The sequence below is a fragment of the Pseudomonas capeferrum genome (assembly GCF_000731675.1).
GTDB lineage: Bacteria > Pseudomonadota > Gammaproteobacteria > Pseudomonadales > Pseudomonadaceae > Aquipseudomonas > Aquipseudomonas capeferrum.
The window spans coordinates 2,545,070-2,558,567 of sequence record NZ_JMIT01000001.1 but is presented as its reverse complement, the minus strand read 5'-3'; the positions used below and the strand labels follow the sequence as shown (position 1 = coordinate 2,558,567).

The 13,498-nt window shown below is 63.8% G+C and carries 12 protein-coding genes; 6 read left to right on the top strand and 6 right to left on the bottom strand.

Translation table 11 applies throughout. The annotated features are described in order from the left end of the window. Window positions 1–39 precede the first annotated feature (39 nt). From PC358_RS11435 to PC358_RS11425, 3 genes are all read left to right on the top strand, one after another. Window positions 40–933, top strand: coding sequence for a LysR family transcriptional regulator (locus PC358_RS11435; RefSeq protein WP_033699632.1), 894 nt, complete (start codon window positions 40–42; stop codon window positions 931–933). A gap of 135 nt (window positions 934–1,068) precedes the next feature. Next, window positions 1,069–2,634, top strand: a complete 1,566-nt coding sequence (locus tag PC358_RS11430; RefSeq protein WP_033699630.1) for a methyl-accepting chemotaxis protein — start codon at window positions 1,069–1,071, stop codon at window positions 2,632–2,634. A gap of 53 nt (window positions 2,635–2,687) precedes the next feature. Further along, window positions 2,688–3,287: a tRNA-uridine aminocarboxypropyltransferase gene (locus tag PC358_RS11425; protein WP_033699628.1), complete on the top strand. Its 600-nt coding sequence runs from the start codon at window positions 2,688–2,690 to the stop codon at window positions 3,285–3,287. 18 nt (window positions 3,288–3,305) lie between these two features. Here the strand turns inward: PC358_RS11425 and PC358_RS11420 are convergent, their stop codons facing one another. The 3 genes from PC358_RS11420 to PC358_RS11410 form a co-directional block, all read right to left on the bottom strand. Then, window positions 3,306–4,679: a TolC family outer membrane protein gene (locus PC358_RS11420; RefSeq protein ID WP_033699626.1), complete on the bottom strand. Its 1,374-nt coding sequence runs from the start codon at window positions 4,677–4,679 to the stop codon at window positions 3,306–3,308. A gap of 376 nt (window positions 4,680–5,055) precedes the next feature. Beyond that, window positions 5,056–5,421 (bottom strand): YbaN family protein, encoded by a 366-nt coding sequence (locus PC358_RS11415; RefSeq protein WP_033699624.1) that lies wholly within the window; start codon window positions 5,419–5,421, stop codon window positions 5,056–5,058. A gap of 7 nt (window positions 5,422–5,428) precedes the next feature. Then, a complete protein-coding gene (locus tag PC358_RS11410; protein WP_033699623.1) occupies window positions 5,429–6,016 on the bottom strand; it encodes a YecA/YgfB family protein in 588 nt (195 codons plus the stop codon). Between the two features lie 245 nt (window positions 6,017–6,261). On the opposite strand from PC358_RS11410, the gene recQ reads away from it, so the two are divergent. Both recQ and PC358_RS11400 read left to right on the top strand, forming a co-directional pair. Beyond that, window positions 6,262–8,406 (top strand): DNA helicase RecQ, encoded by a 2,145-nt coding sequence (recQ, locus tag PC358_RS11405; RefSeq protein ID WP_033699621.1) that lies wholly within the window; start codon window positions 6,262–6,264, stop codon window positions 8,404–8,406. A gap of 150 nt (window positions 8,407–8,556) precedes the next feature. Continuing rightward, entirely contained in the window at window positions 8,557–8,994 is a 438-nt protein-coding gene (locus PC358_RS11400; protein ID WP_033699619.1) for a MarR family transcriptional regulator, read from the top strand. Between the two features lie 30 nt (window positions 8,995–9,024). Here the strand turns inward: PC358_RS11400 and PC358_RS11395 are convergent, their stop codons facing one another. Further along, window positions 9,025–11,211, bottom strand: a complete 2,187-nt coding sequence (locus tag PC358_RS11395) for a patatin-like phospholipase family protein (RefSeq protein ID WP_033699617.1) — start codon at window positions 11,209–11,211, stop codon at window positions 9,025–9,027. A gap of 67 nt (window positions 11,212–11,278) precedes the next feature. On the opposite strand from PC358_RS11395, the gene PC358_RS11390 reads away from it, so the two are divergent. Next, a complete protein-coding gene (locus PC358_RS11390; RefSeq protein ID WP_033699616.1) occupies window positions 11,279–11,560 on the top strand; it encodes an Rdx family protein in 282 nt (93 codons plus the stop codon). Here PC358_RS11390 and PC358_RS11385 read toward each other — a convergent pair whose 3' ends face one another. After that, window positions 11,561–12,451 carry a DMT family transporter gene (locus PC358_RS11385; protein WP_033699614.1) on the bottom strand — a complete coding sequence of 297 codons (891 nt, stop codon included), beginning with the start codon at window positions 12,449–12,451 and terminating at the stop codon, window positions 11,561–11,563. It abuts the gene before it with no gap. A 175-nt stretch (window positions 12,452–12,626) separates the two neighbouring features. Next, window positions 12,627–13,400: an AraC family transcriptional regulator gene (locus PC358_RS11380; RefSeq protein WP_033699612.1), complete on the bottom strand. Its 774-nt coding sequence runs from the start codon at window positions 13,398–13,400 to the stop codon at window positions 12,627–12,629. Window positions 13,401–13,498 lie beyond the last annotated feature (98 nt).

Here is a 13,498-nt window from a genome sequence, read left to right as displayed (position 1 = left end):
TTAGAATTGCCGCCATTAACTTTGCGGAACCGTTGCACCATGGCCTCGACCCTGCCCGATCTGAAACTGCTGCGCATCTTCGTCAGCGTGGTGCGCCACCAGGGCTTCGCCAACGCCCAGCGCGAGCTGAACCTGTCGACGTCGGCTATCAGCACCTACATGAGCCAACTGGAGGGCGGGCTGGGGATTGTCCTGTGTCACCGTGGGCGCGGCGGTTTCAGCCTGACCAGCAAAGGTGAACTGTTCCACCAGGAGAGCCTGCGCCTGCTGGCCGAGCTGGATGGCTTCGAGCAATATGCCGCGGCGCTCAAGGGCGAGCTGCGGGGCACGCTCAACCTGGGGGTAATTGACTCGACCGTGGGTGACCGCGCGTTGCCACTGGCCGAAGCCATCGGTGCCTATAGCCAGGAGCACCCGGGTGTTCACCTGCACCTGTCGGTGTCCAGCCCCTACGAGCTGCAATTGGGGGTGCAGGACAACCGCCTCGACCTGGCCATCGGGGCGTTTTCGTCGCGCATGAGTGGCCTGGTCTATCAGCCCCTGTACCGTGAGCAGCACTGGCTGTATTGCAGCAGCCGCCACCCGTTGTTCGCCGAGCGGCGCATCCCCGAGCAGGTGGTGACCCAGCAGCGCATGGTCGGGCGCGGCTACTGGAGCCAGGCAGAACTGGCCCGGCACGGCTTCAAGCACAGTGCGGCGACCGTGGAGAGCATGGAGGCGCAGCTGATTCTGATCCTGTCGGGTGCCTACATCGGCTACCTGCCAGAGCACTACGCCCAGGCATGGGTGGACAAGGGCGACCTGCGCGTCTTGTCGCCGTCTACCTTCGGCTATCAGGCGCCATTTTCGCTGATCGTTCGCCGCGGCCGTAGCCGCGAACCGTTGATTCAGACCTTCCGCGACCTGCTTAAAAGCCAACTCAACGTCGGCTGATACACCGTGTGTTCATGCATTCCGTCGGGACGGGCTCAATTCCTACAAAACTGGACCGCTAACCTGATAGCGCTCTGCTAAATATCAACTTGCGCTGATGATTTCCCCCTCTTCATCCTGCAAGGATCGCCCAAGATGCGCATGAATTTGCCCGTCACTGAGCACGAAAGAACCTTCTCCAGCGATCAACGCCTGATCTCCACGACGGACCTCAACAGCCGCATCACCTACTGCAATGACGCCTTCGTGGCGATCAGCGGGTTCACCTACGACGAACTGGTCGGCCAGCCCCACAACCTGGTGCGTCACCCCGACATGCCCCCGGCCGTCTTCGGCCACATGTGGGACACCATCAAGCAAGGCAAACCCTGGATGGGCGTGGTCAAGAACCGCGCAAAAAACGGCGATTACTATTGGGTCAGCGCCTACGTCACCCCGGTGTATGAGCAAGGGCGGGTCAGCGGCTACGAGTCGGTACGCTCGGTGCCGACGCGCGAGCAGATTCGCCGTGCCGAAGCGCTATACGCGCGCCTGCGTGCCGGCCGCTCAGCGGTGCCCTGGGCCGCGCGGCTAGGGCATCAGCTGGGCCACGGCTGGCCGCTGATTGGCGCAGGCCTGCTGTCGGCCGCAGGTTATCTGTGGTTGCCGCCGTATGCGGCGCTGGGGGTATTAATGGCCAGCCTGCTGCTGGCCTGGTACTTGATCGAACACCGGCAGAGCCATGCCATCCGGCGTACCCTGGACGAGCACCCGAAAGCCTTCACCAGCCCGTTGGTGGCGTTGACCTACAGCGACAACCCGGGGCTGCAAGGCCAGCTGGACCTGGCCATCATCAGTGAAGAGGCGCGCTTGCAAACCGCCTTGACCCGCCTGGTGGATGCAGGAGTCGGGGTCAAGTCACGTGCGGCGCAGTCGGCCGACCTGTCAGACGCCCAGGCGCAGATGCTTGACCGCCAGCGCAGCGAAACCGACCAGTCCGCCACGGCGATCGCGCAGATGGCAGCGACCATCCAGGAGGTCACCCATAACGTGCAAAGCACCGCCCATGCCGCAGGCGATGCCGACCAGTTGGCGCAGCATGGCAGCGAGTTGGCCCAGCAGAGCCTGAAGGCGATGGGGAGCATGAGCGATGCAGTGAATGATATCGGCCAGGCAGTCAATGCACTGGCCGAGCAGACCCAGTCGATTGGCAGCGTGGTCGACACGATCACTTCGATTGCCGACCAGACCAACCTGCTGGCACTCAATGCCGCCATCGAGGCTGCGCGGGCCGGTGAACAGGGGCGCGGGTTTGCCGTGGTGGCTGATGAGGTGCGTTCGTTGGCCCAGCGCACCCGTGCCTCGACCGAAGAGATTCATCAGATCATCGCCTCGTTGCGGGTGGGGGCAGAGCGGGCAGTGAGTACCGCCACCCGCGGCGAGCAGATTTCGCGCGACAGCGTGCACAGTGTCGAGGCGGTGCAAGTGGCGTTGGCCGGTATCGCCCAGGCGGTCAGCCGCATTACCGGCATGAGCCAGCAGATGGCGACGGCTTCGGAGCAGCAAAGTCATGTTGCCGAGGATATCAACCAGCAGATCGTGAGGATTGCACACCTGTGTGACCAGAGCGCGGGGCAGGCCAGGCAGGGTGCGCAAATCAGCCAGGACCTGGAGCGGATGGCCGAATACCTGCACAGCCTGGCTGAGCGCTTCAACCGCTGAGGCAGGGGATTTCGAACAAGCTGTGGCACACTGCGCCCGGTAAGGAGAGCCCTATGCCCAGACCCCGCTGCGAGCGCTGCCAGCGCCCGCTTGACCACTGCCTATGCCCACTGATCCCCTCGCTCGCCAGCCGCACCCGTATCGTCCTGCTGCAGCACCCCAGTGAAACCGCCCATGCCCTGAATACCGCGCGCCTGGCGGCCCTGGGGCTGAACAATGCCGAGTTGCGGGTCGGAGAGGTGTTCGATGGCCTGGATGAGCTGCTTGCCACGCCCGGTTACCGTGCCGCGTTGCTGTTCCCGGGCGATCAAGCCCAGGTGCTGACGGCTTATACCGAAGTGGATGACCAGCCGTTGCTGTTGATCGTACCCGACGGTACCTGGCGCAAGGCCCGCAAGCTGCTGTACCTGAACCCAATGCTTGCGGCATTGCCGCGGGTGACGCTGGGCGCGGTTGCGCCTTCGCGCTACCGGCTGCGCAAGGCGCCGGAGGCGGGTGCGTTGTCGACCCTGGAGGCGGTGGTCGAGGCGCTGAACGTGCTGGAGCAGCCAGTCAGCTTTGACGCGCTGCTCAAACCGTTCGACGCGCTGATCGAGGGGCAGATAAAGGCCATGGGCGCCGAGACCTTCCAGCGCAATCACGGCCCTTCATAGGCGCTCTGAGGCTTGCGCTCAGCGCATGTCAGGCAGCCTGGCTTCGGTCTTCACCTCATTGCTGGCAATGGCTTCCGGCGGCAGCGAGATACGTTGCTTGCTCAGCAGTTCACCCATGGTGGCCAGTACCCGGTACATCGAGAACTCCTCGGTGTAGCGCACTTCGGTGTAACGGCGGTCGGCGTTGTACAGCTCGTTCTCACTGTCGAGCACGTCGAGCAGGGTACGCTGGCCAAGGCCGAACTGGTCCTGGTAGGCAGCACGCACACGTTTGGTGGTCTCGGCGTATTCACGCGCGGTCGGGGTCTGCTTGCGCGCGTTGTTCATGGCGTTCCAGGCCAGGCTCAGGTTCTCGGTCAGCTCGCGCAGGGCGTTGTTGCGAATGTCCAGTGCCTGGTTGATCTTGTGGGCATCGGACTGCAGGCGGGCCTTGTCGCTGCCGCCGCGGAACACGTTGTAGTTGAGCTCGACACCGGCCTGCCAGTCGTTGTTGCTGTGGCCTTTCTCGCCGCCGAGGTTGTTGTTGGCGCCGGTGGCCAGTATCGCGTCCAGGCGTGGGTAGAAGGTCGACTTGGCCACTTCATACTGCTGCTCGGCAGCATTGACGTCGGCCTGGGCAGACTTGATGTACGGGTTGTTCTGGCGCATGCCTTCACGGGCATCGTCGAGGGTGCCGGGGATCTCCACCTTGATCGATTGCGGCCCCTCCAGTTCATCGGGCTGTCGGCCGATGACGCTGAAGAAGTTGGCCTCGGCATCGGCCAGGTCGACTTCGGCGGTGTCCAGGTTGTTTTCTGCCAGTGCACGACGGGCGCGGGACTGATCGAGGTCGGCGGTGCTGCCGACGCCGCGCTCGGTGCGCAGGCCGATCTGGTCGTTGACCCGCAGGTGCGCTTGCAGGTTGTTCTTGGCCAGCGTCACCAGCTCACGGCGCTTGAGTACTTCCAGGTACACCTCTACCGCGCGCAGGGCAACATCCTGGGCGACGGCCTGGGTGTAGTAGGCGCGCGAGGTGGCGACCGCCTCGGTGCGGCCTACTTCGTTCGAAGTGTTGAAGCCGTCGAACAGCATCTGGCGCAGGCGCAGTTCCGACTGGGTGTAGCTGAGGGTGGCCTTGTCGTGGCTGCGCGTACCGTCGGCATTGGTGCCGCGGGTGTTGAGGTTGTCCGAACGCTGGCGGCCATAACCTGCAACCAGGTCCACGGAAGGGTAGTAGCCGCCACGCGCGAATTTCACGTCTTCATCAGCGGACAGCTTGCTGTTGCGGTTGGAGCTGATCTGCGGATGGTAATCCACGGCGCTCTGGACAGCCTCGGTAATCGACATCGCCTGTACGTTGGCACACGCCATGGCCAACAGTAATGCACTGGTGATGGGGTTCAAAACGCGCATGGGTACCTCTCCCTGATCCTAAAATAAGTCCTGCTTGTCGCCAAAAAAATGACGATATAGTTATCCTGCAAATCGTGTCAGGTTTTTAACAACAGAGCTAAGAACATTCAATCAAAGTCGTAAGAAGATTTTCTCATAACAATTACTGTTATTTGACTTATGTGGTCTAAGAGGGGCTGGGCGCTGATCCATAACAGCGAAATTGAAAGCTGCTGAAAGTCTCGTTTTTCAAGGTTTACAGAGAGTTCCAGAACTTTTGTAGCTAAAAAAATGCCTGGATAGGCGAAATAGATATTTGGCGACAAAAAATTGACTATCTGTGCTTTTCGACAGCCACGGCACGCCCTGCGAGGGTGCCTTTACTGGCGCGCCGCGTTCAGCGTGGTCTGTGCAGGGTCTTCTGCTTGAGGATATACAGGCTCACCAGTACCGCACTGGTGAGCATGAAGGCGCGTGCCCAGAACAGCGGTACCAGGTAGCACGACAGGCCGATGCTGGCCCACATCAGGCCGATAGCGTAGACCTTGCCTTTGAGGGGGATGCCTTCGCCACTGAGGTAATCGCGGATCCACGGCCCGAGCTTCGGGTGATGGACCAGCCAGTGATGAAAGCGCGGCGAGCTGCGGGCAAAGCAGGCTGCCGCCAGTAGCAGAAAAGGGGTGGTGGGCAACACCGGCAGGAATATCCCCAGCACCCCCAGCGCGACGCTGAGCCAGCCGATGGCCAGCAGCAGGTAGCGCACAGCCGACTCAGTGGTGGCGTGGCTTGAGCAGCGCCGGCTTCTCGTCAGGGGCGTGCAGCAGCAGGAACAGCGCGCTCAGTGCCTCTGGGATCTGCACGATCATGTCGTCCTGCAGGTTGGCATTGCTGGCGATGTCGGCAAACTCTGGCTGTTCGTCGAACAGGCCCGAACCGACCATGATCGGCAGCAGCATCTCGCTGACTTCTTCCTCGGCGCTCTCGAACCAGGCCTCTTCACGCAGGAACACGCCCTCCATGAAGCCGATGCACCAGCCGCGCAAGTCGGAATCGTCCGGCTCGTCGGTCAGGTCCAGGTCGCATGGCAGGTCGAACTCCTCGTCGCTGGCCAGTTGGCGGGCGATGTGAGCCTTCAGCGCCACCAGGGTCGCTTCGATCTCGGTGCGCTGGGCATCGCTGGCGTAGTGCGGCTCTTCGGCGAACAGGGCGTCGATCCACTCGCGCTCGGGAACGTCCTCGGCATTGATCGAAAGTGCCGTGAGGTAGCCGTGGGCGGCGACGTAGTCCAGCGCTTCTTCGTGCAGCTCGTCGGCGTCGAGGAAGGCTTGCAGGCGGGTGAGTTGCTCGGCGAAGGACATTACAGGGCTACCTTGGGGAATAAACGATAACGAATTCTAGCATCTTGCGGCGAAAGCAGGGCAAAGGGAACGTCTGTCACCGCAGCCTCCTGCGGGGGTTGGCACTGGGGTATAATCCGCGATTTTTCATCCAGGGCGGGCTGTTGCGGCCGTCTGGCAAAAACCGCTTACGCATTCGGCGTGTGCGGGGCGGGTTTTTCGTCCAGCCTGTATCCAGGATGGTACGGCGATTTGTGGAGTTGCACATGCTCGAACAGGCTCAGCGCGTTCTCAAGGATATCTTCGGCTACGACAGTTTCCGTGGGCGCCAGGCAGCAATCATCGAATGCGTGGCCAACGGCGGCGATGCGCTGGTACTGATGCCCACCGGCGGCGGCAAGTCGCTGTGTTTCCAGGTGCCTGGGCTGTTGCGCCCCGGCCTCACGGTGGTGGTTTCGCCGCTGATCGCGCTGATGGACGACCAGGTCGCCACGCTCGATGAGCTTGGGGTGGCTGCGGCCGCGCTGAACTCCACCCTGAACGCCGAGCAGCAACGTGAGCTGGCCGGGCGCATGCGCCGCGGTGAGCTGAAGATGCTGTACCTGGCACCCGAGCGCCTGGTGCAGCCGCGCATGCTCGATTTCTTGCGCGAGCTGGACGTCTCGCTGTTCGCCATCGACGAGGCCCACTGCGTGTCGCAATGGGGCCATGACTTCCGCCCGGAATACCTGCAACTGGGCCAGTTGGCCGAGCTGTTCCCGCATGTGCCGCGCATCGCCCTGACCGCCACCGCCGACATGCGCACCCGCGAAGAGATCGTCCAGCGCCTGCACCTGCAGGGCGCCGAGCGTTTCCTTTCCAGTTTCGACCGGCCGAACATCTTCTACCGTATCGTGCCCAAGGAAGCGCCGCGCAAGCAGCTGATGGCCTTCCTCGGCGAGCGTCGTGGCAACGCAGGCATCGTCTACTGCCTGTCGCGCAAGAAGGTCGACGAGACCGCTGCTTTTCTCTGCGATCAAGGCTTCCCTGCGCTGCCTTACCACGCCGGCCTGGCGGCCGAGACGCGGTCTGCCAACCAGCACCGCTTCCTCAACGAGGAAGGGCTGATCATGGTCGCCACCATCGCCTTCGGCATGGGCATCGACAAGCCCAACGTGCGCTTTGTCGCCCACCTCGACCTGCCCAAGTCGCTCGAGGCCTACTACCAGGAAACCGGCCGTGCCGGCCGTGACGGCTTGCCGTCCGATGCCTGGATGGCCTACGGCCTGCAGGACATGGTGATGCTCAAGCAGATGTTGCAGAACTCAGAAGGCGACGAGCGCCACAAGCGCATCGAGCAGCACAAGCTCGATGCCATGCTGGCCCTGTGTGAAGAAACCCGCTGCCGCCGCCAGTCGCTGCTGGCCTACTTTGACGAAACCCTGGAGCAGCCCTGCGGGCATTGCGACAACTGCATCGACCAGGTACAGACCTGGGACGCCACGGAGCCGGCTCGCCAGGCGCTGTCAGCGGTGTTCCGTACCGGTCAGCGCTATGGGGTCGGGCACCTGGTCGATGTGTTGCTGGGCAAGGACACCGAGAAGGTGCGCAATTTCGGCCACGAGAAGCTTTCGGTGTTCGGTGTCGGCAAGTCGCTGGCCGAAGCCGAGTGGCGCTCGTTGTTCCGCCAGTTGGTCGCGCGCGGCCTGGTGGATATCGACCTGGAAGGCTACGGCGGCTTGCGCCTCTCCGACAGCTGCCGGCCGCTGCTGCGCGGCGAGGTGAACCTGCAACTGCGCCGTGACCTCAAGCCGCAGACGGTGGCCAAGAGCGCCTCTGGCGGCGGCAGCCCGGCCAGCCAGTTGGTGCGTGCCGAAGAGCGCGAACTGTGGGAAGCGCTGCGTACCCTGCGGCGCAAGCTGGCCGAGGAGCACAGCGTGCCGCCTTACGTCATCTTCCCCGATTCGACGCTGCTCGAGATGCTACGCAGCCAGCCGGCCAGCCTCAGCGACATGGCTCAGGTCAGCGGCGTGGGCGCGCGCAAGCTTGAGCGCTATGGCCAGGCGTTCCTTGAGGTGCTCAACAACAGCGGTGGCACTGACGAGGCACCGAAAGTGGTGTTGGACCTGCGTCACGAGCTGGTCAGCCTGGCACGCGCGGGGATGACCCCGGCGCAGATCGCCGGGCAACTCAATTGCAGTGAAAAGAACGTCTATAGCCTGCTGGCCGAGGCGCTCGGCCGTCAGGAACTGAGCCTTGATCAAGCCATCGACCTGCCAGAGGACTTGCTGGCGGAGGTGCAGGACGCCTTCCTTGACGGGGAGGGCGAACTGCCGCCGGTATCGACCATCGCGCCGCTGTTCGGGTCGCGTATACCTGAAGGTGTGCTGTATTGCGTGCGCGCCGCGTTGGCGGCGGAGTTCGAGCTCTGAGCGCGACAAGGTTCGAGGCCAGACCCGCCAACTGCTGACCTTTGTCATGTTTTTTGACGATTATCGGACACTGGCAAGTGCCCGAGCCTTGCCACGTGGTCCGGGTCATGGTTAGCTGCCTAATAATTAGATCTATCCAATGAGTTGCTTATGCCCCTGACCGACAACCAACACCGCTTCGGCATGCAGCTGGCCCAGATGTCCCGGGGTTGGCGTGCCGAGCTGGATCGCCGCCTGGCCGGGCTCAACCTGTCCCAGGCGCGCTGGCTGGTGTTGCTGCACCTGGCCCGTTTCGAGGAGGCCCCCACTCAGCGTGAATTGGCCCAGAGCGTTGGGGTCGAAGGCCCGACCTTGGCACGCTTGCTCGACAGCCTCGAGGCGCAGGGCCTGGTGCGGCGCCAAGCGGTGCTTGAAGACCGGCGGGCGAAGAAAATCCTGCTATGCCCACCGGCCAAGCCGCTGATCGAACAGATCGAGACCATTGCCAATGCATTGCGGCTTGAGCTGTTCACCGGCGTGGATGAAGCGGACCTGGAGGTGTGCATGCGCGTGCATGCGAAAATCCTCGGCAACCTCGAAAAGCCCTGATTTTTGGGGGCCGCACAGCGGCCCCACGTTTCAGAACGTATGCCCCAGGTTCAGATACACCGCCTGCTCATGTGCGCTGTTGGCCCCGTAGCTCAGGTTCAGCGGCCCCAGCGGCGTCTCCATCCCCAGGAAGATGCTCGCTGCATTGATATAGCCGCTGTCAAATTCGTTGTCGTTGTTCCACGCCCGGCCACGCTCCAGCGACCCGCCGATATACAGCGGGAAGTCCAGTGGCACGTAGGCCCGCGGGGTCAGGCGGCGGTAGTAGACCATGCGCAGCAAGCTGACGTTTTGCCCCGACACCGAGTCCTGGCGGAACCCTGACAGCTCCCGTGCGCCGCCCATCACGAAGCTCGACGGCACCACCTCCGTTTCATCCAGCGTGCGCCCGTAGCGCCCGCCCAGCACCCAGGTGTTCGGGCCACTGCTGATGGCCTTGTCCAGGCTGAACAGCCACTGGCGATAGTCCTCGTCGGAATCGAGCGATTTGTCGTACTTGCGCAAGGTCAGGCCGATGTCTTCGCCACTGTGCGGGAAGTACACGTTGTCGAGGGTGTCGAACGAGTACTTGAGCTCGTAGAAGCCTTCATTGAAGCTGACCTTGGGCAGGTCCTGGTCGCCGATGCGCACTTCGGCTTCGCCCCAGGCCTTGCCCGCACCCAGTCGTACCTCGCCGTAGGTGCCGATCTGCCGGCCCACATTCAGGCCGAAACCGTAGCGCTCCAGGCGGTACTCGGCGACCGGGTCGTTGTCCAGGGTCGCCTCGATGTTGCGCGAGCCCACGTCCAGGTAGGGGGCAATGAAGAAGCGCGAGCCTACGTCCAGCGGTTGGTAGAACTCGCTGTAGAGCTCCTGTTGGTCGCCGATCTGCGCGCGGGTCAGCCATTCGGCGCCCAGGCTGTTGATGCCGTTGACCCGGTAGCTGGCGCCGAGGTTGAAGGCGCTGTCGCCGCGCAGGTCGTCCGACAGGTTAAGCCCCAGGCGCAGGTAGTCGGTGCCGCCGCGTCTGCCACGGGCATTGATCACCAGCGTGTTGTCGGCGCCCTTGTGCACCACACGGTATTGCACCCGGTCAAAGTAGTCCAGGCCATACAGCGTGCCCATGTCGGTCTGCAGGCGGTCCAGCTCAAGCGGCGCATTGATCGGCTGGCGGATATAGGAGCGGATCACGTCGTCGTTGACCTTGGAGTCGTTCTCTACCCTGATGGCGGTAATCACCGGGGTGCGTTGGTGCGGCGAGCGGGCAATGGCCAGGCTGCTGTCACCTTCGGGCTGGCGCAACGCCGCCAGACGCGGGTCGAGCAGGCGCGTGGCACGGTAGCCAGCTTCGATCATTTCGCGGGCCCGGCCGAAGTCGGTCACGCCAAACGCGGCCAGCGGTGGCTGCACCAGGATGTCATCACGGTGCAGGCTGGCCAGCTGCTCTTCGGAGTTGCGCCGGGTCATCAGGGTAATCGACTGGTTCAGCACATCGACCACCGTGGCCAGTTGCTTGCGGTCACGCAGTGGCGTGCCGATGTCGACCACGATGGCCAGGTCCACCCCCATGTCGCGGGCCACGTCCAGCGGAATGTTGTCGACCATGCCGCCATCCACCAACAGCCGGCCATCCAGCTCGACCGGGGCGAACACGGCAGGGATCGACATGCTGGCGCGGATTACCTGGGGCAGGTGGCCGCGGCGGAACACCACCTTTTCGCCACTGGCGATGTCGGTGGCCACCGCACGGAAAGGGATCGGCAGCTTGTCGAAGTCGCGGGTGTCGGCGGTGTGGGCCAATTTGCTTTCAAGCAGCAGTGACAGGTTCTGGCCCTGAATCACGCCCAGGGGCAAGCCCAGGCTGCCGTCGTCGCGAAAGCTCAGCTTCTGCTTGACCAGAAAGTCGCGGTCGTCCTGCTTACGGCGGAAGGGGATGTCCTTGCGCGGGGGCGCGTCGGACAGCGCTTGCTGCCAATCCAGGGTGGTGGCCAGCTTTTCCAGTTCTTCGACACTGTAGCCGGAGGCGTACAGCCCGCCGATCACCGCGCCCATGCTGGTGCCGGCGATGGCGTCGATGCGCACGCCCTGTTCCTCCAGGGCCTTGAGCACGCCGATATGGGCCAGGCCACGGGCCGCGCCGCCAGACAGCACCAAGCCGACCTTGGGCCGAGCCTGTTCGGCGGCATGTGCCGTGACAGCAACGAATATCGACAACAAACAGAACAGCAAACGGCGCATCGTGAGTCTCAAACCGTGGGCGAAAGACCGCTAGTATAAGCGGCCCCTTACCTGGAGATGCTTCACCATGGCCATCAGCAAGCCGGAAATCGTCATCATTTATTGCACCCAGTGCCAGTGGTTGCTGCGCGCCGCCTGGTTGGCCCAGGAGCTGCTCAGTACCTTTGCCGACGACCTCGGCCGGGTGGCGCTGGAGCCTGGCACCGGTGGCATCTTCCGCATCACCTGCAATGGTGTGCTGATCTGGGAGCGCAAGGCCGACGGTGGGTTCCCGGAGGCCAAGGTGCTCAAGCAGCGGGTACGTGACCAGATCGACCCGCAGCGCGACTTGGGCCACAACGACCGCTGATTACGTACCCTCTGCCAAAGGCCGGGGCTTGGCGGGTTGTTCGGCAGCCGGGCGGCTGGACAGCACAATGGCGAAAATGATCAGCGCGCCCCCCAGCAGCATGCGCACAGTAGGGGTCTCGGCGAACACCGCCCAGGCCACGGCGATGCCATACACCGGCTCCATACCGAACACCACGGCGGCGGTACGCGCCTTGATCACGGCCAGGCTGGCGACGAACAAGCTGTGGGCCACGCCGGTGCAGAAGATGCCGAGCAGGGCGATCCACACCCAGTCCATCGGCGTCACCGCCGCCAGCCCCGACGCTGCGAACGGCAACAGGCAGAGGCTGACCACCAGGTTCTGCCACAGCGCTGCCTGCACTGCTGGCAAGCGCCCGGAGCCGGCGCGGTTGGTCAGCGACAGCAGCGAGAACAGCAGCCCCGACAGCATTGCCCAAAGCAGGCCCCCGGTGGCCTGGCTGGCCAGGTCGAATGCCGGGGTGACCAGCACCAGGCCGATGCACACCAGCACGACCAGCACGGCTTCGTTGCGGCGGATGCGTTCGCGGAACAGCACCCCTTCAAGGATCACGGTAAAGGCCGGGAAGCTGGTAAAGCCCAGGGTGGCGATGGCTACACCGCCGACCTTGACGGCAATGAAGAAGCTGACCCAGTGACCCGCCAGCAGTACCCCGCCCAGCAGCAAGCGGCGCACATCCGGGCCTGTCAGCCGGTGCCAGCCTTTGCGGGCGAACTGGGCGAACAGCGCCAGGGCGATGACGGCGAAGGCCGCGCGGCCGAAGACGATGATCGCCGGGCTGGCGCTGGCGGCCAGTTTGCCAAACACCCCGGTGAGGCCGAAAAACAGCGCGCCGATGTGCAGGGCGCCTAGGGCAGTGCGGTGGTTCATGGTGGGTCCTTGAGCAAGAGCAGGTCAGCACTGGCCCTTCGCGGGGCAAGCCCGCTCCCACAAGTATTGCATCACCCTCAGGATCAATGCTGTATGTGTGGGAGCGGGCTTGCCCCGCGAAAGGGCCAGTGCAGGCACAGTGTAAGTCCTCAGGCCAATACGATCTGTCGCGCGCCTAGCGTCCGTTGTCGCCAGACGCTCGCCGCAAGGCTAGCGGTGTACAGCCAAACGCCCGTAGCATCGCCGCCGAAAACGCACTCTGCGAGCTGTACCCCACCTGCGCCGCAATCTCGCCCAACGGCAGCAAGGTCCGCTCCACCAGCTGCCGCGCCTTGAGCAGGCGCCGCTGGCGAATGTAGTCCATCGGCGTCATCGCGCATTCGGCGATGAAGCGCGCATGCAGCCGCGCAGTGGACAGGCCGGCCAGGCGCGCCAGGTCGGCCACCTGCAAGGGGTGGGCGGCATGTTGCTCGATATGCGCATCGAAGGCGGCATAAGGCAGGCGCTGGCTGGGCCGGATGCTTGCGGCTGCCGCGGGGTTGAGGCTGGCCAACAGCAGCGCCGCGCCTTGCCGGGCAATCAGCGGGTCGTCGATGGGGCTGGTCGCCAGCCAGTCGACCAACTGCTGCTGGCGGCTATCCAGGCCCAAGGCAGCGGGGCGATCGAGCAGGCGACGGCTGGCATCGGCATGCTCGCCCAGCTGTTCACGCAACCAGTGCTCCCCGGGCACATCCAGCACCAGGCAATCGCTGCCAGCATCGCTGGCGCAGGTGTGATGTGCGCCTGCCGGCACCACCATCAGGCCCTGGCGATCAACCCGTGCCCCGTGGCCCTGGACCTCGAAGTGCAAGCGTCCAGCCAAGCCGAATACCAGTTGCGGATGTTCGTGGCTGTGGGTAATCAGGCTGTTCCGGTAACGGCGCAGCGAGAGAATCGGGCCGGTGGTCATGGGGGCGTCCTCGCAGGGCAGGTGCGCATTGTGCCTCATTCACGGCAGGCCATCACGGGTAACCGTTTTGCCACTGCACTGTCATGTGCACCTGCCAG

Bases quoted from the DNA above. Each gene is read 5' to 3' on its own strand.
- PC358_RS11420 (WP_033699626.1), bottom strand. From the start codon at position 4,679: ATGCGCGTTTTGAACCCCATCACCAGTGCATTACTGTTGGCCATGGCG.
- PC358_RS11390 (WP_033699616.1), top strand. From the start codon at position 11,279: ATGGCCATCAGCAAGCCGGAAATCGTCATCATTTATTGCACCCAGTGC.
- PC358_RS11380 (WP_033699612.1), bottom strand. From the start codon at position 13,400: ATGACCACCGGCCCGATTCTCTCGCTGCGCCGTTACCGGAACAGCCTG.
- PC358_RS11410 (WP_033699623.1), bottom strand. From the start codon at position 6,016: ATGTCCTTCGCCGAGCAACTCACCCGCCTGCAAGCCTTCCTCGACGCC.
- PC358_RS11435 (WP_033699632.1), top strand. From the start codon at position 40: ATGGCCTCGACCCTGCCCGATCTGAAACTGCTGCGCATCTTCGTCAGC.
- PC358_RS11430 (WP_033699630.1), top strand. From the start codon at position 1,069: ATGCGCATGAATTTGCCCGTCACTGAGCACGAAAGAACCTTCTCCAGC.
- PC358_RS11425 (WP_033699628.1), top strand. From the start codon at position 2,688: ATGCCCAGACCCCGCTGCGAGCGCTGCCAGCGCCCGCTTGACCACTGC.
- PC358_RS11385 (WP_033699614.1), bottom strand. From the start codon at position 12,451: ATGAACCACCGCACTGCCCTAGGCGCCCTGCACATCGGCGCGCTGTTT.
- PC358_RS11400 (WP_033699619.1), top strand. From the start codon at position 8,557: ATGCCCCTGACCGACAACCAACACCGCTTCGGCATGCAGCTGGCCCAG.
- PC358_RS11395 (WP_033699617.1), bottom strand. From the start codon at position 11,211: ATGCGCCGTTTGCTGTTCTGTTTGTTGTCGATATTCGTTGCTGTCACG.
- recQ (WP_033699621.1), top strand. From the start codon at position 6,262: ATGCTCGAACAGGCTCAGCGCGTTCTCAAGGATATCTTCGGCTACGAC.